The organism is Arthrobacter sp. FW306-1B-F12A, assembly GCF_058781865.1.
The window spans coordinates 1-17,281 of sequence record NZ_JBYSXD010000073.1 but is presented as its reverse complement, the minus strand read 5'-3'; the positions used below and the strand labels follow the sequence as shown (position 1 = coordinate 17,281).

The 17,281-nt window shown below is 63.4% G+C and carries 14 protein-coding genes, 1 tRNA gene and 1 pseudogene; 9 read left to right on the top strand and 7 right to left on the bottom strand.

What is annotated here, in order from left to right:
- Window positions 1-275 precede the first annotated feature (275 nt).
- From AC3WJU_RS21495 to AC3WJU_RS21485, 3 genes are all read left to right on the top strand, one after another.
- The gene (locus AC3WJU_RS21495) at window positions 276-521 is read left to right on the top strand and encodes a hypothetical protein (protein WP_492260809.1); all 246 of its coding nucleotides are present in this window, start codon (window positions 276-278) and stop codon (window positions 519-521) included.
- Window positions 522-846: 325 nt separating this feature from the next.
- Complete coding sequence (locus AC3WJU_RS21490) at window positions 847-1,953, top strand: S1C family serine protease (protein WP_492260808.1); 1,107 nt, start codon at window positions 847-849, stop codon at window positions 1,951-1,953.
- 120 nt (window positions 1,954-2,073) lie between these two features.
- A complete protein-coding gene (locus AC3WJU_RS21485; RefSeq protein ID WP_306961408.1) occupies window positions 2,074-2,631 on the top strand; it encodes an NADPH-dependent FMN reductase in 558 nt (185 codons plus the stop codon).
- 102 nt (window positions 2,632-2,733) lie between these two features.
- On the opposite strand, the gene AC3WJU_RS21480 is transcribed toward AC3WJU_RS21485, so the two are convergent.
- Together AC3WJU_RS21480 and AC3WJU_RS21475 are read right to left on the bottom strand one after the other, a co-directional pair.
- Entirely contained in the window at window positions 2,734-3,003 is a 270-nt protein-coding gene (locus AC3WJU_RS21480) for a hypothetical protein (RefSeq protein WP_306961405.1), read from the bottom strand.
- Between the two features lie 107 nt (window positions 3,004-3,110).
- Window positions 3,111-3,785: a DUF1345 domain-containing protein gene (locus AC3WJU_RS21475; protein WP_284990502.1), complete on the bottom strand. Its 675-nt coding sequence runs from the start codon at window positions 3,783-3,785 to the stop codon at window positions 3,111-3,113.
- 298 nt (window positions 3,786-4,083) lie between these two features.
- On the opposite strand from AC3WJU_RS21475, the gene AC3WJU_RS21470 reads away from it, so the two are divergent.
- The 3 genes from AC3WJU_RS21470 (at window position 4,084) to AC3WJU_RS21460 (ending at window position 7,728) form a co-directional block, all read left to right on the top strand.
- Window positions 4,084-4,653 (top strand): recombinase family protein, encoded by a 570-nt coding sequence (locus AC3WJU_RS21470; RefSeq protein ID WP_284990501.1) that lies wholly within the window; start codon window positions 4,084-4,086, stop codon window positions 4,651-4,653.
- Window positions 4,654-4,831: 178 nt separating this feature from the next.
- Window positions 4,832-5,671, top strand: coding sequence for an MIP/aquaporin family protein (locus tag AC3WJU_RS21465; RefSeq protein WP_307055715.1), 840 nt, complete (start codon window positions 4,832-4,834; stop codon window positions 5,669-5,671).
- A gap of 1,019 nt (window positions 5,672-6,690) precedes the next feature.
- Window positions 6,691-7,728 carry an SDR family oxidoreductase gene (locus AC3WJU_RS21460; RefSeq protein WP_370872190.1) on the top strand — a complete coding sequence of 346 codons (1,038 nt, stop codon included), beginning with the start codon at window positions 6,691-6,693 and terminating at the stop codon, window positions 7,726-7,728.
- Window positions 7,729-7,847: 119 nt separating this feature from the next.
- On the opposite strand, the gene AC3WJU_RS21455 is transcribed toward AC3WJU_RS21460, so the two are convergent.
- Window positions 7,848-9,092 (bottom strand): Nramp family divalent metal transporter, encoded by a 1,245-nt coding sequence (locus AC3WJU_RS21455; RefSeq protein ID WP_492260807.1) that lies wholly within the window; start codon window positions 9,090-9,092, stop codon window positions 7,848-7,850.
- A 335-nt stretch (window positions 9,093-9,427) separates the two neighbouring features.
- Window positions 9,428-9,646 (bottom strand): hypothetical protein, encoded by a 219-nt coding sequence (locus AC3WJU_RS21450; protein WP_492260806.1) that lies wholly within the window; start codon window positions 9,644-9,646, stop codon window positions 9,428-9,430.
- A gap of 888 nt (window positions 9,647-10,534) precedes the next feature.
- Between AC3WJU_RS21450 and AC3WJU_RS21445 the strand changes: the two genes are divergently transcribed.
- Entirely contained in the window at window positions 10,535-10,861 is a 327-nt protein-coding gene (locus AC3WJU_RS21445) for a hypothetical protein (RefSeq protein WP_306961398.1), read from the top strand.
- A gap of 148 nt (window positions 10,862-11,009) precedes the next feature.
- Here AC3WJU_RS21445 and AC3WJU_RS21440 read toward each other — a convergent pair.
- A pseudogene (locus tag AC3WJU_RS21440) lies at window positions 11,010-11,186 on the bottom strand (DNA-processing protein DprA); the annotation flags it as partial.
- 641 nt (window positions 11,187-11,827) lie between these two features.
- Between AC3WJU_RS21440 and mobF the strand changes: the two are divergent.
- Together mobF and AC3WJU_RS21430 are read left to right on the top strand one after the other, a co-directional pair.
- Window positions 11,828-15,388 (top strand): MobF family relaxase, encoded by a 3,561-nt coding sequence (gene mobF, locus AC3WJU_RS21435; protein ID WP_492260805.1) that lies wholly within the window; start codon window positions 11,828-11,830, stop codon window positions 15,386-15,388.
- Window positions 15,389-15,432: 44 nt separating this feature from the next.
- A complete protein-coding gene (locus tag AC3WJU_RS21430) occupies window positions 15,433-16,614 on the top strand; it encodes a tyrosine-type recombinase/integrase (RefSeq protein ID WP_306961394.1) in 1,182 nt (393 codons plus the stop codon).
- A gap of 102 nt (window positions 16,615-16,716) precedes the next feature.
- On the opposite strand, the gene AC3WJU_RS21425 is transcribed toward AC3WJU_RS21430, so the two are convergent.
- Window positions 16,717-16,790 (bottom strand) — tRNA-Ile (locus AC3WJU_RS21425).
- 100 nt (window positions 16,791-16,890) lie between these two features.
- The coding region (locus AC3WJU_RS21420; RefSeq protein WP_492260804.1) for a glycosyltransferase at window positions 16,891-17,281 on the bottom strand (391 nt) is incomplete at its 5' end.

Sequence of the window (17,281 nt, the reverse complement as noted above, 5' to 3'; positions counted from 1 at the left end):
GCCGCACCCCGATCCCACCCGCCGCCGGTAACCGGCCGCACCCATCCCGGCATGTCCGACACCCGGATGTGCTGCAGCCAGGCTCCCCGCCGCATACACGGGCCCCCAACCCGTTCCGGAAAGGATGACCATGACCGCATTGAACAAATCCACACACGACATCCAGCACCGCACCGCCGCCTGGATCAAACACGCCATCGAGGATCCCTCGCCCCAGACCGAAGCCGCGATCCGGTGGGCCCTGGCCAGGCTCGGGGAAGCCAACGTCCCCCGACGTGGTCCACGCCGTGGTCCTGACCCTTACCGGGAAGAAAAAGGCCGCCAAACAGGCCCGGAAATCAGCCGAAGCAACCCTCCGCCGGGCGGAACGGAAACTCAGGCCCACAGGCCACGGCAAGGCATGGCTGGCCGCCGGCATCCTCGCCGCGGCCGCCGCGGCAGCAGCACTGGCATGGCAGCGCCGGCAGAACCGGGCCGCCACTGAACCCAAGACCGGACCGGCAGCGGACACGGCTGAATAAACCCCGGGACGCCTATGCCTCCCCACGGCCGGCGCCCTGACGGACGGTGACCCGCGCCCGCTGGAGCCCGTCCGGCAGGCCATCCGGTTTCGGAAGCTCTCAAGACGCGTCTGGGTCTCTGAATCCCCCAACAGGCTTGGCCAGTGCATGAAGCACCGCGGAACGCGTGCGGACCGCATCGGGCCAGGACCGGCACGATCGGGCTGGTGCGCCCGAGGCTCTTTGGAGAGATAATTTCCGTGCAGCCGGTTGCCTGGAGCCACAAAACGGGGCGCCGGGCCGGCAACGGGCAGGGGCCAAGAGCAGCCGAGGGAAGGGAACAAGGATGTTCGGCTTCAGGTTCAGGAACGGCCAAGCGGCCGCGCTTCTCGCCGCAGCGGTGCTGCTCACGGTTCCGGGGTGCACCGGACCCGGCGCCGGGCAAGCCCCGGCCACCTCAGGTCCGGCTTCCGGTGGCGGGTCCTCCGCCGGAACTGCTTCGCCTGGCCCGCCGGGCGTGCTCCCGGTGCCGGCGGCGAACCTGTCTATACCGCAGGTGGTGAAGGAAGTCGAGCCTTCGGTGGTGACGATCACCACGCAGGCAGGGATCGGCAGCGGCGTGATCTACCGCGGGGACGGCAGCATCGTGACCGACGCGCACGTGGTTGAAGACCAGCAAAGGCAGCCCTTCAAGAGCGTCCGGGTCCAACTGGCCGACGGCACCCAGACCAATGCGTCGGTCATTGCCGTCGATGACCCCACGGACGTGGCGGTCATCAAGGCGGACCGTTCAGGTCTTCCCGCGGCACGGTTCTCCACGGCCACTCCCGAGGTCGGGGCCCTGACCGTCGTGATCGGCACCCCGCTGGGCCTGGAAGAAACCGTCACCTCAGGGATCGTTTCCGGGCTCCACCGCAACATGCCCCCGTCCCGGGAACAGCCGCAAGGAGCCCTGGACCTGATCCAGACCGATGCCCCCATCTCGCCCGGAAATTCCGGCGGCGCCGTCGCCGACGCAACAGGAGCGGTCATCGGGCTCTCCGAGGCATACCTGCCGCCGAGCTCCGGAGCCGTGGCCATCGGATTCGTCACGCCCTCGGCCACGGTGACGAACGTCGCGGACCAGCTGCTGAAGAACGGGAAAGCCTCCCACGCCGTCCTCGGGCTGGTCCCTGCCGATCTAAGCCCGGAAATCGTGAAGCGGTTCAACCTGGCAACCACAACGGGCGCACTCGTCATCCAGGTTTCCCCCGCAGGCCCGGCGGACAAGGCCGGCATCCGGGCAAGAGACATCATCACCTCCGTCGCCGGGCAGAAAATCACCCAGGTCACCGACCTTCTCGCCGCCCTGCGCAAGGCCCAACCCGGCCAACAAGTCGACCTCACCGCCCGGCGGGGAACCGATACCAAGACCTTCACCGCCACCCTGGCAAACACCTCAGGCACCGGCTGACCCCGAATACTCCCGGACCGCCGGGGACCTCATTACCCGCTCCCGGCCCGCCCGGGCTTCGAACACGTATCGCGTGCAAAAACCGGCAACAAGAACCGACAGGAAGAAGGAGTGGTTCACATGGTAAGGATCGCCGTCGTGGTCGGCAGCACCCGGCCCGGGCGCCGGAGCAGGCAGGTAGCGGACTGGGTCCTGGCCCGGGCAGCCGCGCACGGAGGCGCCGACTTCGAGATCCTGGACCTGGCCGACTACAAGCTGCCGCTGCTGGACGAGCCCGTACCCCCATCGCTCGGGGACTACAAGCACGAGCACACCAAGGCCTGGGCCCGGACCATTTCGGGGTTCGACGGGTTCATCTTCGTCACCGCCGAGTACAACCACTCCGTTCCCGGGGTTCTGAAGAACGCCCTGGACTTCCTCTACGCGGAATGGAACAACAAAGCCGCCGGCTTCGTCTCCTACGGAGGCGCCGGCGGGGTCCGCGCCGTCGAAAACCTCCGCCTCATCGCCGGTGAACTCCAGATCGCCGACGTCAGGGCCCAGGTCGCCTTGCCCTTCGCCACCGAGTTCGAAAACTTCACCACCTTCACCCCCAGCGAAACCGCCGAAGAGGCCCTGAACCCCCTCCTGGACCAGCTGATCTCCTGGACCACAGCACTGAAAACCCTCCGCACCTGACCGCACGACGGCCCGACGCTGCCCCTGAGCGCCTGAACCGGCCGGGAAGCCAGCGCTCCCTTGAAGTGGTCGCCAACGGAACGTCCTGGACCCGGTGACGGGTCAACCGGGAAGCCAGGACCCGCCGGATGAGGAGCCGGGTTTTCCGCGGCCCCGGAGTCTCCGGAACAACACCAGAAACGGCAGCGCCAGCAGCTCCAGCAAGCCCGCCGCAAGAAGCAGCACACCGAAAAGAACCAGGAAAGGCAAGTACAACAGGAACACCGTGACCGCCGCTGCCACATAGCCGCCGGCGAAGCCGGCGATCCACTGCGCATCCATCATGACTCCCATCAACCGGCCGCCGCCCGGGACCGCCGATAGAACGGTCATAGCAGCACCTGGACGCGTTGACAACGGGCCCGCCGGCCCGGCCGGGTGCCGGATCAGCAGCGTTCCCCGGGCCCGCGGGCTGTCCATCTGCCAAGTACTTCCTGCGTTCAGTGGATAAGGCCGGAGACAAGGTTGATGGTCGTGGCCAACACTATGGCCCCCAGCAGATAGGACAGGAGCGCCTGGCGCAGCACGGTGGTGCGGATGGCGTCGGTCTTCAGGTCGGTATCGGAAACCTGGAAGGTCATCCCGACGGTGAAGGACAAATAGGCGAAGTCCAGGAAACGGGGCATTGCGTCCTCGTTGAAGTCCACACCGGCCCTGTCCCGGTAATAGATCGACGCGTAGCGAAGGGCAAAAAGCGTATGGACCAGAAACCAGGACAAGGCAACGCTGCCCAGGGCCATGGAAATGATAGCCGCCTTCGCACCCCCTTGGGCATTGGAAGCCTCCAGCAGGATCAGCGCCACCCCGGCGAAACTCGCCACCGTGGCAGCCAGCACCAAGACGTCCGAGACGCCCCGGCCAGGATCCTCGCGCCGTGCATGGGCCGCCGTGGCTTCGGCAGGCAGCCGCCCGACAACCGCCCAGACCCAGACAAGATACGTCAGGGACGCCACAGCCCAGCCCAGCGCCGGTGCGTACGCCCAGGAATTCAATATTCCAACAGCCAGGGCGGTCCCCAAGCCCAAAACGGCCATTACCAGGACCCGAAGCCGCGAATGATGCGCCACAGAATTGAAACCCTTATCCGGGGCACCCGGCACGCCAGTAAAACTCATGGACCGATGATCCCATGCAGTCCGCCGGTCCCGCCCTTGACCAGGTGCCGGCGAGTCGACCCTGCCCCAGCCGGCCAGCGCGTACAGGGAATCGTGCATATTCAATGGCTTCGGGGTTTGAGTTAGTAACGGCGTGAAATTGAACGCCAAGCCTTGAGTGTCAGCTTGGGTCACACCCCAGACTGACGTCAGGCATGATCTCAGGCCACATGTCAGAATGAAGTCCGTATTTCTATTTATTGACATGCGTTGGCGGGGGTCTTAGATTTCATCCTGACAGTTTCGATCGGGAGGTAGCGTGAACGGCCAGCGTCTGGGATACGTCAGGGTCAGCAGCCTGGATCAGAGCACCCTGTGTCAACTCGAGGACATCGAGCTGGGCCGGGTGTTCACCGACAAGGCATCGGGCAAGGATACGAAACGGCCCCAGCTGGAAGAACTCCTGAAGTTCGCCCGCGACGGGGACACCGTGATCGTGCACAGCATGGACCGGCTGGCACGCAACCTCGATGACCTGCGATCCGTGGTGCAGAAACTGACCGGCCGGGGCGTACGCGTCGAGTTCGTCAAGGAAAACCTCACCTTCACCGGGGACGACTCACCCCTGGCAAACCTCATGCTCTCCGTCATGGGCGCCTTCGCGGAATTCGAGCGTGCCCTCATCGGTGAACGCCAAAGAGAGGGGATAACCCTGGCCAAACGACGCGGAGCCTACCGGGGACGGAAGAAAGTCCTATCCACCGAACGGGCGGCAGACCTGGCCCGGCGCGCCGCGGCGGGGGAGCCAAAAGCGGTCCTTGCCCGCGAGTACGGCATCAGCCGCCAAACCGTCTACGAATACATCCGTAAGGCCGACCCTAAGAACTAGACAAAATTTGGCGGCACGAGTACGGCGACGCCTGTAGGTTCTGGCACCTTATGACAGCTTCAGGAGTACTGGGCCATAAAGGGCTCCCGCGTGCGCTTCCCGGCTGGTAGAACGGGACCATGGACGAGCTGATCGACAACCTGAACACAGTCCGCCACGGAAGGAGAAGGAACTACTGATGGCAGACCGAGAGACGGCTGACTCGCGCGCCCGACGGGGAGAATCTCCGGAGAACGACCATCTGCCCGGCCTCGGACTTTCCAGGGCCCAGCGCACCCAAGTGAACGAGTTCAACGACCCTTCACATGAAGTCCGCCGGCTTTTCAGCGAAACATTCGGAACATTCCTGCTTGTGCTAGCTGCAGCGGGGGCAGACATCATCGATTCAGTCACCGGCGGAGCCGTAGGCCGGGTCGCCGCCGTCACCGCTCCGGGGCTGACCGTGACCGCAATCATCCTGTTCATGGGCACGAACTCTGGAGCCCACCTCAATCCAGTGGTCACACTGGCCTTCGCTTTGCGCCGGGACTTCCCTTGGAGGCGGGTTCCGGGGTACATCCTGGCACAGCTGGCCGGCGCAACTACCGCCGCAGTGGCTCTCCGCCTGACTTTCGGTCTGCAGGACCGCTTGGGTGGAACCCATCCTGCCCATGGGTTCACCCCGGCCCAAGCCCTCATCATCGAAGTACTGTTGACGCTTGGGCTCGTGAGCACAATCCTGGGTGCCGCATCCGGGGCGCAAAGCATCGGGCCGCTTTCAGCCCTCGCCGCCGGCGCCTATATTGTGCTCGCCGGCTTATGGGCAGGGCCTGTCAGCGGCTCCTCTATGAACCCCGCCAGGTCTGCCGGGCCAGCCTTCGCATCTGGCGATTACGAATCCTTGTGGATCTACATCCTCGGCCCTGCTGTCGGCATGCTCCTCGCCGTCGGGGCCGCCTATATTCTCCGTGGCCCCGGGGGCGGCCCAACGGCCGCCAAAGCAGCCCAAGGCACAAGCAATCCCGCCGCCGAACGCTGAACGGCCCACAGCCATTAGCGTGACCGTTGAGAACCAACCGTCGTCAACGGGCTCGCCGAACGACACACGCCAACACCCTCCGAGCCCGCAGGTTGCCTCCATGCAACCTGCATGGGTCGGGCCGGACGGGTAAGTGAACGCCACCCCGCGCTGATCTCGCCGGTGGACCGTCCAGAATCCCGCTAACTTGCTGCGTCCCCTTGCAGGCTGCCCTCAACGAGTTCCTCTAAGCGTTCCAGATCCTCCTGGATCGGGTAAGCGTCCAGACCCGATGCCCTCCCCGGCATACCCCCCGATAAGCCGTCTCCCAACTCAGACGCAAGAGTATCTTTGTTTCCGTTGGCCCCATCGGCTCGAGAAGTACCGTTCCTCCCGTGAGGGGTGGCGAACACTCTGCCAGGCAATTTGTTCGTCCGGTTCCCGGGCGACGATCCACGCATCGTACTCGCGGGACACTGCGCCAACAACCGCTTCGAACCGGACCTGGACCTCATTGATCCATGTCGCGGACTCGACTCCGCTAATAAACAACGGGAACTCCTCAACCGCATCCACTGTTCATAGGCCAGCCGGACTGGAACGTTGACGTTAACGGACCGATGCAGGTCATTCATGACGCATACTCCTGTCACGTATCCGAGTGGCCATGGCGGCTGGAAAAACGGTCGCCGGCAGCATACTTATCTTCCCATTCGAGCGCGTGCATCCTTGTACGCGAAGACCCCATGTTGGATCGCGGCCAAGTTCGCTCCATAGGGGCTCCCGACGAAGATAAGTATGCTGAAGAACTTGCACACACCGGCTGCCGGTTTTACGTTCTTAAGACGACCAGGCCTTCGACCACCGGGCCGGTCCAGAACACCCAAATACCAATGCGTCAAGTTCGAGGAGTTTCCCGTTATCCGTGAGAGAAGGCCCAGGACGGCAACGCCGTCGCGGGCCACTCGACGATATGGAACCACTAATGGCAGACAACACGTCCGCCGATTGAAGCATCCAGGGCTGATGGAGGAATAGTAATGACAGAGAGCAATTTCCCTCAGGATGAGAGGAAGGCTAACGATTCGCCGTTTGGCGAGGCCGAATCAATCCCGAATTATTTGGACTCCACCGATTTAGACGAGGACATTGCGGCGGCCCTCGAAAACCAGATAGTCGGCCGCCCGGAGACTCCCGAGGCTGCGGGAGATCCCCGGACCTTGTACCCGGGAGGCTCGTTCGAAGCTCAGCCGCAGGACTACCCTGGCTGGACCGACGCGATGCGTCCCCGCCCGGATCACGGCGAAAGCACTTACATCGGCCACCACCGCATGGAGGGTTTCAGGACCCTGATCACCGGCGCTGATTCCGGCATCGGAAGGGCTGCCGCGATTGCCTTCGCCCGTGAAGGAGCCGACGTTGCCTTCACGTACCTGCCTGAAGAAGAACAAGACGCGGTGCACACAGTCCAGTTGATCGAAGATGCCGGTCGGAGCGCCTTGGCGTTGCCCGGTGACCTCTGCGACGAGGCTTTCTGCCAGGATGTCGTCTCCCAAACTGTTGCGGAGTTCGGTGGGCTGAACGTTCTCGTGAACAATGCCGGCTATCAAATGACCACGAGCGAAGGAATCGAAGACCTCACGAGCGAGCAGTTCGACCGGACCTTCAAATCCAACGTCTATGCCCTTTTCTGGCTGACCAAAGCCGCGCTGCCCCATCTGCAGCCAGGCTCCGCGATCATCAACGTGTCGTCCATCCAGGGCTACCACCCGAGCCCGAGCCTTATCGACTACGCCGCCACCAAGGCGGCCATCATCAACATGACTTTCTCACTTGCGGAGTCACTGGGGCCACGCGGAATCCGCGTCAACGCCGTGGCACCCGGACCGATCTGGACGCCTCTTCAGCCCCCGACCCAGCCGAGCGAAAAAATTGTGCATTTCGGCGAGGACACACCTCTCGGGCGGGCCGGTCAACCAGCTGAACTGGCGTCAAGCTTCGTGTTACTGGCCACCGCGGAAGCCAGTTACATGTCAGGATCAGTCATCGGAGTCACCGGAGGAAGGCATCTAGCCTAGAACAGATGCTCGTGAACTGCCGGGGGCAGGCCGGGCTCCGGAAAAGAACCCGGAAGTAACGATTGGAAGCTGGCCAGCCGCCATGGAATTCAAACGGCGCGACCCGGAGCCCGTGCGCATTATGAGCTTCCGGTGACGGAGGTCCAGATGCCGACGGCTCCGGCGACAACCATGATGGCGGTGGTGGCCCAACCGAGCGTGCCGGCGAGTTTGCCGTTGCGGTACTCGCCCATGATCTCTTTGTCCCTGGCGATGAGCATAGTGACGATGAGGAACGGGGCGGCGGCGATACCGTTGATGATCGCGCTCAGGATCAGCAACCCGATGGGGTCGGTGGCGAAGAAGCTGATGATGACGCCCCCGATGGTCCCCACGCCGAGAAGTACGTAGAACGTGCGCGCCTTGCCGGGGCGGCGGTCGAATCCCCAATTCTTGTCGAGAAGCCCGGCCAGCCCGGCGGATCCGGCTGCGGCGAGGACGGGGACTGCCAGTATCCCCGAGCCGATGAACCCGACGGCGAAGAGAAACTTGGCGGCCGGTCCCGCGATGGGTTCCAGTGCTTTGGCCGCGTCCGCCGCAGTCTTGACGTCCGTCCCGTTTTTGCCAAGCGTCGCGGCGGTGGCCGCCATGATGGCGAACATGACCAAGACGGAGAAGAACATGCCGGTGAACACGTCGGCGCGGGCGTTGCGGAGCTTGTGCGCAGCCGGTGCGGGGGCTCTTTCCCCCAGGCTGACTTCTTGCGCGTTCCCATCGTCTTCCTCGCGGAGTTCCTCGATCCTGTGGGCGCTTTGCCAGAAAAACAAGTAGGGGGAGATGGTGGTGCCCAGGACGGCGACAATCAGTGCCAGGTAGTCCAGGCTTGGCCGGAACTGCAGGCCGAATAGCCCCTTCGCGACGTCGCCCCAGTCCACCTTGGCAACGAACAGGACCGCGACGTACGCCAGCAGTGCCATGCAGAGCCACTTGAAGGTTTTGGAGATGATGTCGAAGCCGCCGACCATCAAGGCAATGGCTATTCCGACGCCGGCGACAGCACTCCAGAGATGGCCGGGCCCGGCCCCGAGCAATTCCATCCCTTGCCCGATTGCCATCAAGTCCGCCGCAGCGTTCAGGGTGTTTGCAGCTAGCAGGGCGACGATCAGGATGCCGATCACCACGCGAGGTTTTCTGGAGAATTTGCGGCGGGCAAGCCTCCCCAGACTGTCCCCGGTGGCGAGGGCAGTGCGGTCGCAAATTTCCTGGACTGCCATCATCATCGGCAACGTCGCCGGCGCGGTCCAGAGCATGCCGTTGGAAAAGGTGGCGCCCGCCTGCGCGTAGGTCGCAATGCCTGACGGGTCATCATCGGCCGATCCGGTCACCAGGCCCGGCCCAAGCAGGCCGAGGAAGCGACGGAGAGGCGAGGGCCGGTCCGGCCTTGAAACGGGCGGATCCTGGCTGGGGGAATGATTTCCCCGGCCTCTGGAAACGGGTAGCCGCCGCTTTGGCTGAGAAGCATGGATGGATTCCATCGTTCCTCCCGCTCTTCACTGAACCACTATGATAAGCGTGCTTACTTTCCCCAGATTAGTAGGCCGGTTATTGGCCGATCAATAGGAGCGTGGTCCCTGCCCGTTGAAGCCGAACCGGGACTGTGACCCTCGCGGTCCGTTCGCTTCCATACGTGGTTATGCGTACGCGCTGGCGCTAGCGACCCTCAACCAGTAGCGTTGTGGCGCGCTTCAGGCGGCGCTTTCCCGACAACTGGCAAAGTTGCCGTGTCGAAGAATCGGTATTCACCCGCGGGAACGCGGATTGTTCCGGCGGCTTCGGCTTTCTCCCGGAGAAAATCGTGGTCTTCGCGGGAGAGTACAACCTGCCCTTGCGGGTCGCACGCAATATCCTCTTGCGCGTCCTTGCTGATCTTGGCCGACATGGCTGATCTTGGCCGACATGGCCGGGGGTAGGACCAGACATGCCGGATTTTCCAGAAGCCATGTTCGGGTCTCGGAATCGAGCCTGTCCCACTCGTCCTTGAGGCTCACGCTTGTTGGTACCGCCCTTCTGTCTGGCTTTTCCTGAAGGTTAATTCCGTCCAGATTACTCCTGACGTCAAACGGATGACAGGGCCTTTGGCCGCCCGGCGAAGGTACGCCGGACCCGCGAAACCAGTGTCGGCGGCAGCTGCCTGTGTAGCAAAACGGCACCTTACTGATCTTCGACCATGCATAGCCCGCGGCCGGCGCTCCCGCGGAAACTGATCCTGCGCCCACTGCACAGGTCGCCGGAAACAGTTTTATCCCGGACCCACTCCGGCCAAACAACGGGCAACAACTGATCCGCACGCCTTCGGTAGAAGAGTGCGTCGTCCACACCTTCACGGGCAGGACAACGGGCCAGGTGCTTGTTTTCTCCGCGTTCACGCGAGACCGAGTGGCGAACGCGTGACAGGCCGCTGCCCGTCTTCTGCGCCCGCTCGTAGCCGCTGGAGACTTCGCGGTGGTGGGTGACCGCGTGGATGCTGAAGTAGTGCCGCCCCTCGAGGCGGACTTGCAGGACAGCAGGGTCTAGACAATCCGTCGCGTAATCGCGGCTTCTTTTCGCTTTTCAGGTGTGCAGGGGTGGTACCGAGATTCGTTCGGAAGTACGTATCTTGGCTCCAGCCGCAATCACGGGACGAGGTCTGTCCTTGCGCGGAGTCAGACCTGAAGGCAGCCCGGGAATCAGACTCCTGCGCTCACAGATGTTGCGTGCGTCACAGTTCCTGCCTAAGCTTGCGTCGGCGGCCGCAGCGTCGCGGCCGCCCGTGAACGGCAGGAGCACCATGACAGACAAGCTCAACGTCCTGGTCCGTGTGGACATCGATTGCGCCCGCGCCAAGATCGCGGCCCAAGGCCGCGTGACGACGCAAAGCCTCCAGGCACTTTATGTTGTCTTGAAACGCGCTAACTCGCTGATGGAAGGCCTCGCTCTCGAAATCGACGTGACACGCGCCCGGGTCGAACCAGACGCTCTTAAACAGCTCCGCGCCTGCTCCCAGTCCCGTCACCTGCCCGCGCACATCGATCCGTTCCAGGCCGACTGCAAACTCAGCATCCTGGCACCGGAGGATTCCCTCACGACCATGAGGAAGGCAAGGCTGGCGGCCTGACCTGTCCGTCTCCACGGCCCCTCACCGAAAGCACGCACGTGCGCGGGGCCTGAAGCCGCGACCATTCACCCTACAAAATTGGCCCTCGGGCGGCAGACTGTCAGCGATGACCGGCTCCCACATTTGGACCGGCCACCCGTTCTTAGGTTTAGCCGGCGAGCATTTCGCTCAGTTCGACCGCGTCGGTCACCATGACGGCGCCGCCTTCTTTCCGGAGCCGGCGGCATCTGGCCGAGTTGGCGCTGTGGACGCCGCCCGGAACGGCGGCGACGTGCCGGGCGATGGTTCCGGCATGCTGCGCGGTGTTCAGTGCGCCGGAGCGCCAGAATGAGGAACTGCGGCCTCGACCCCGCCTATTGGAACATGACAGCATGGACAATAGCTCCAGCAGTGGCGGCAACCATGAAACAACGCCGCCCGACAGGGCTGGCGGCGACACACGAGGGATATCCATCATGGAAGATCCGCGGCTCATGGCACGAAATCTCATTGAACTGGACGAGGGTTACCTTCAGGACCATCGCAGATCCCGCGTCATGAATGGAAAATCCAGCAGAACCGTGAGGCTCTAGCAACGGAGATGCCGCGACCTGCGACGGCTTGCAGGTTCAGGAATCTAGGCTGTAGCGCGCAGCGCCAAACCTAACTCACCCGCGGCACCCACGCCTTGCTCATCGTCGCCAGCAAACACACTTCACGTTTCGATCCTCTCCAGGCAACAGCTGGCACCCTTCAGATGATCGACGATGCCTCAATAGCCAGCCCCCTAGACCCTTACACCTCTGGCACTCAAGGCTCCGCGTGAGCCACGCCTCCCGGCAGATCATGTAGCGGTTGGGCTTTGTGTCGATGAATCGAGGTGAATGGGAAAATTTGCGAGGAATGCAGGGTTGGGATCGAGCCGTCACCAATCCCGCGCCGCCGCGGATGGACGCCCAGCCGTAGGCTACCAACCGCACCCCAGCCATGACTATGTCGATAGCCAGGCTCTCCGCGCAGTCGGGCCTGAAGTACCTCTTCAAGACCACGATGATGGACGATCGGACGGTCGCCCCAGCAGATGCCACCACGTACTACATGAAGGCCGGGACACCACAGGGACGCTGGCTTGGCTCCGGCCTGGACGGCATCAGCCGGAGGCGCGGCGACGCCGTCACCGAAACCGACGCTAAAGCCATCTTCGACCGCACCGTCCATCCGGAATCCGGCGCTCCCCTGGGCCGGCCGCACGGCCAACCAACCGTCGTCCAAAACACCCAAGGACAAACCGGTACGCGACGTGCCGTTGCCGGTTTCGACCTCACATTCAGCGTCCCGAAATCCGTGTCCGTGCTCTGGGCGCTGAGCCCACGGGCCCTCCAGGACCAGATCCTGGCAACCCATCACGACGCCGTCAACGCCACCCTGGAATGGTTGGAAGAATCGGTCATCCACACGAGGGCGGGGCGCAACGGCGTTGCCCGCATCGGCACCCGGGGAGCCATCGCCGCCGCGTTCGACCACTGGGAATCACGCGCCGGGGACCCGCAGCTGCACACGCACTTGGTCATCGCCAACCGCGTCCAGCGCATCACCGACGGCGCCTGGGTCACCCTGGACTCCAGGACCCTTTACAAGGTAGCCGTCGCCGCAAGCGAACACTACAACGGACTGCTTTTCGACGCCCTCCACAGGAACCTCGGAACCGACACCGACATCCGCGAACCCGCAGCAACCACCCACAACCCCGGCGCGCACCTCGCCGGCGTCGACGACGGCCTGCTTCGCGAATTCTCCAAACGTTCCCGCCTCATCGAGGCGGAGACCGACCGCCTGGTGGCCGAATGGACCAAAGCCCACGGCACTCCTCCTACCGCGGCCACCACCATCAAGCTCCGCCAGCAGGCAACCCTTTCCACTCGAAAGCCCAAGCCCGAGACGGTCACGCCGCTGCGTGAGCTCTCCGCACAATGGCAAGCACGGGCCCTCGCCAAAGGTTTCGAACCCCGCCTCGTGCTGGCCAACACTGTGCGACGCGCGCATGCCACCCCTTTCCGAGGCTGCGACTTCGAAGAGTCCTGGGTCGACGCCGTCGGATCACTGACCCGGGAACGTGTCGCGGCCAAGCGCTCCACATGGAACCGATGGAATCTGTTGGCCGAGGCGGAACGTGTGTGCGCTGCGATCCGCTGCCACACGCCGGAGGACCGCAACTCCCTGATCGACGCCGTCGCTACCGCCGCCGAGACCCAGTCGGTCCCTCTGAACGAATACCGTTACAGCGTCGCCGCGGACGCGCAGCCCGATCTGCGTCTCGGCAGGCAGAGCGTCTTCGACTTCCACGGCTCCCGCCTTTACACCGACATCACGACCCTCGCCAGCGAGGAGACCGTCATGGAAGCAAGGAACGACGACGGCGGCCCCGCCGTCCGGCCAATCGTCGCCATGGAGGCACTCGCCGGCTACAAACACCACGGCAGGTTCGGGCTGCATGAGGACCAGCGGGCCGCTGCTACCGAGGTACTGGTGAGCGGCAACCGGCTCGACGCCGTCGTCGGTCCCGCCGGGACCGGCAAGACCACCACGATCGGCGCGATCAAGGCAGCGTGGGAGGAACAGTTCGGTGCCGGCAGCGTGATCGGGCTGGCGCCTGCGGCGGCGAGCGCCGAGGTCCTTGGGCGGGAGCTGTCCATGGCCACCGAGAATGTCGCGAAGTGGCTCTACGAATCCGTTGGTGCGGGAGCCAACCATAGGGCTGAACGCTTCTTCGACGCCGAGGCGCGCCTTCGCCACTTGGCCGCTACAAATACCCGCCTGGCGCAGGAAGCTACCCGGTTGGCCGCCGAGCAGGACCGGTGGCGAATCCACCCGAATCAGTTGGTCGTCGTCGACGAAGCCTCCATGGTCTCCACCCTTCAGCTCTCGGCGCTGGTGCACCAGGCCTGGGACGCAGGAGCGAAGGTCCTGCTGGTGGGCGACCCCAGACAGCTGGATGCCATCGACGCCGGTGGCGTCCTTGGTTGGCTCGACCGGCAGGGCAAAACTGCCCGACTGAGCACCATCTGGCGGTTCGAACAAGTCTGGGAACGTGATGCCTCCCTGAAGCTCCGCGCCGGGGACATCGCCGCCATCACCGACTACGACCAACACCAGCGGATCCGGCACGGCACGTACGTCGACATGGTCGACGAGGCCTACCTGAACTGGCAATCCGACGTCGGCGCCGGAAGGACGTCCATTCTCATCGCCGCGGACAACGACGCGGTGAGCATGCTCAACGAACGCGCCCAGGCCGACCGTGTGATCCAAGGACTAGTGGACGCGGAACAAACGGTCCTTCTGCGCGACGGACTGCATGCCGGCCAGGGTGACACGGTCATCGCGCGCCGCAACGACCGCACCGTTGCCGACAGTAACGGTGACTTCATCCGCAACGGCACCCTGCTCGACGTCCTGCGTGTCGGGAGGCTCGACGGGTCCCTTGTGGCGGTCCGCAGGGACACCGGCGCGACCGTCATCCTGGACCGCGACTATGTCGAGTCGGCAGTGGAGCTGGGATACGCGGCCACGGCCCATCGTTCCCAGGGAATCACAGTGGACACTGGACACACGGTCGTCACGCAAGGCCGGCTCACACGCGAGCTTCTCTACGTGAGCATGACGCGCGGCCGCGGCGGCAATTACGCGTACGTCAGCGAGAACGATACCGGCGATCACGAGCTTCTTGATCCTTCCCAGCAAGAGTCTTGGCAGGAGATCCTCGCCGAATTGCTCGCGGCAGAAGGCGCCGAACGGACCGCCCACGAAGTCCGCAACGCCGAACGATCCAGCGCCGACAGCCTGGAACGGCTCACCGCCGAATACGACTACATTGCCCAGATCGCCGCCGCCGAGAACCTGACCAAGTTCCTTAACAGCCACGCCCCGGGAAGGGCAGAGGAACTGCAACAATCCCCGTCGTGGGGAGCGACCGTGGCAGCCTGGCGCCGATCCACAAGTGTCAGCCTGCCGCGTGCACGACGGATTGTCGTCAAGGCGTTAGAGACAAGCGGGTCCGCTAAGGACCCCACCGCAATCATCCACTCCCGGCTCAGTCACTTCTTGTCCGAGATGCCCGTTGCCGCGCCTGATCCCCTGTTTGAGGTCATCAACACCACCCGGCCCGACCTTGCCAACACAATCAGCCAGATACATAAGCGAATACAACGCAGGACCGACAAAGTCACCCTCGAAGCACTCATGCATGACTTCGAATGGAAGCGAAACCTCCTAGAGGCTCTGCCGCCAAACATTGGCGCAGACGACAAAAGCAGCGTGATTGGCGGAGTCGCTGTCTATCGCGACAGATGGGGCATCAACGACTCGCCGCTCCCGCTGGGACCCGTCCCGGCGGAGTACGAATGGGAAAGGAAATCGCAGACCGTGAGCGTTCAGCGACTCATCGACGGCGCCCGACGCACGGCAGCCACCAGTCCGCAGCCCGGCATGTGGATTGACGAGCCGCCCACGCGAGAGGCCAGCCTAATGAATGTCGGTTGGCAGCTTTAAACTGAGCTCAAGCAGGGCAATCGCGCGAGAAGGGAGCGCCAGCGATGTCTAGGCCACCTCTCCAAATCGGCACCTGGGGGAAGATCAGCCGAGATGAGGTATCGCCAGGGGTCTGGCGTGCGATGGCCAGATTCCGGGACTTCGACGGCGTCACCCGAAAAGTCGAGGCTCGGGCGGCAGCCACGTCGAAGAACGACAAAGGAGGAAAAGCCGAACGGCTGCTGATTGCTGCGCTCACTGACCGCGCCATGCCCGCAGGCGAAGACATCACGTCGGACACTCGGATCTCCAAGCTCGGTGTGATTTGGTGGGCGGAATTTGAGGACGCTGATCGCGCAATCAATACGCGCACTCGATACAGGGACATCCTGGACAACTACGTTTCTCCCGGAGTCGGGGGCTTGCGCATTCGCGAAGCAACAGTCTCCACTTTAGATCGCTTCCTCAAGACGATGCGCATCAAGCATGGAAATGGCACGGCGAAGCAGTGTAAAACGGTGCTCTCTGGAATGCTCGGCCTCGCAGCGCGCCACGGCGCCCTGGATGGCAATCCCTTGCGGGACGTGGCGACGATCCCGATAAATCACAAGGAAGTCCGGGCGCTAACCGTGACAGAGGTTGGGGCATTACGTGCAGGTCTCAGGCAATGGGAAGCCGAAAAGAAACAGGCGGGCCGATACCCGACCGTGGACATCCTCGACGTCATCGACTTCATGCTCGCCACGGGCGCACGCATTGGTGAGGCCTTGGCCATACGCTGGAAGGACGTCGATCTAAAATCGGAGAAACCAACCGTCACGGTGAACGGAACGATTGTCTACGTGCCCAAGAAGGGGCTGACCGTCCAGGAACACCCCAAGAGCGCCAATTCCCGGCAAAGGTACTTCCTACCGTCTTTCGCCGTGGAAATGCTCCTGAGACGGCAAATTGGACAGCTCGAGGCCAACCCGTGGGACGTCGTGTTCCCCTCTGCCGTCGGTTCGCTGCGCGATCCCAACAACTTCCGCAGGCAATGGCGTTCTGCCAGTTTGGACCTTGGATTCCAGTGGGTCACCCCGCACACCTTCAGAAAGACCGTTGGAACCCTGCTGGAAGCCTCGTCAGGCGTGGCTGTGGCTTCCGCCCAGCTTGGCCACTCGAGCGAAAACGTGACGAGGAAGCACTACATCCAGAAGACGCATGAGGCACCGGATAACACCTCGTTGCTGGAGGCGTTCGGTAACTAGCTCAAAACGTTTCCGGTGGGTTTCCGGTGGCTCGCTACCTCAGAGAGCAAAAACGAGAGTGCCCCTTCCCAGCGTTTCCGCAGGTCAGGGGCACATTATCGGTAGGGCTACTCGGACTTGAACCGAGGACCTTAGGATTATGAGTCCCGCGCTCTAACCAGCTGAGCTATAGCCCCGAGTCGGCGGGGACCGCCTTATCAGCGTCCCCGGCCAAAACACTCTAGCAAAACAATCCGGCTCCCGACGCCAAGCGGCACACTAGCCGGCTCCACGTGACTAGATCACCTTGTCTTCGTAGCCCGCCCCGCGGTAGAGGTCCTCGAACGTCTGCAGGGTGCCTTCGATGCTGTGCGGCTCCACCATGGCGCGGCTCGCCTTGCCCATGGCTTCGAGTTCGCCGGCCGGCAGACGGAAGAGCTCGGTGATCCGGGCTGCCAACTCGTTGCTGTCGCCTGGCGTAAACAGATGCCCGTTCTCGCCTTCGCGCACCAGGTGCGGCAGGGCCATCGCATTGGCGAGAAGAACCGGCGTCGACGCCGACATCGCCTCAAGCGTTACAAGGGACTGCAGTTCGGCGGTCCCGGGCATGCAGAACAGGTCAGCGCGAATGTAGGCCTTCCTCAGGTCCTCATCGCTCGCGAGTCCGAGGAACTTGACCCGCCCGCCC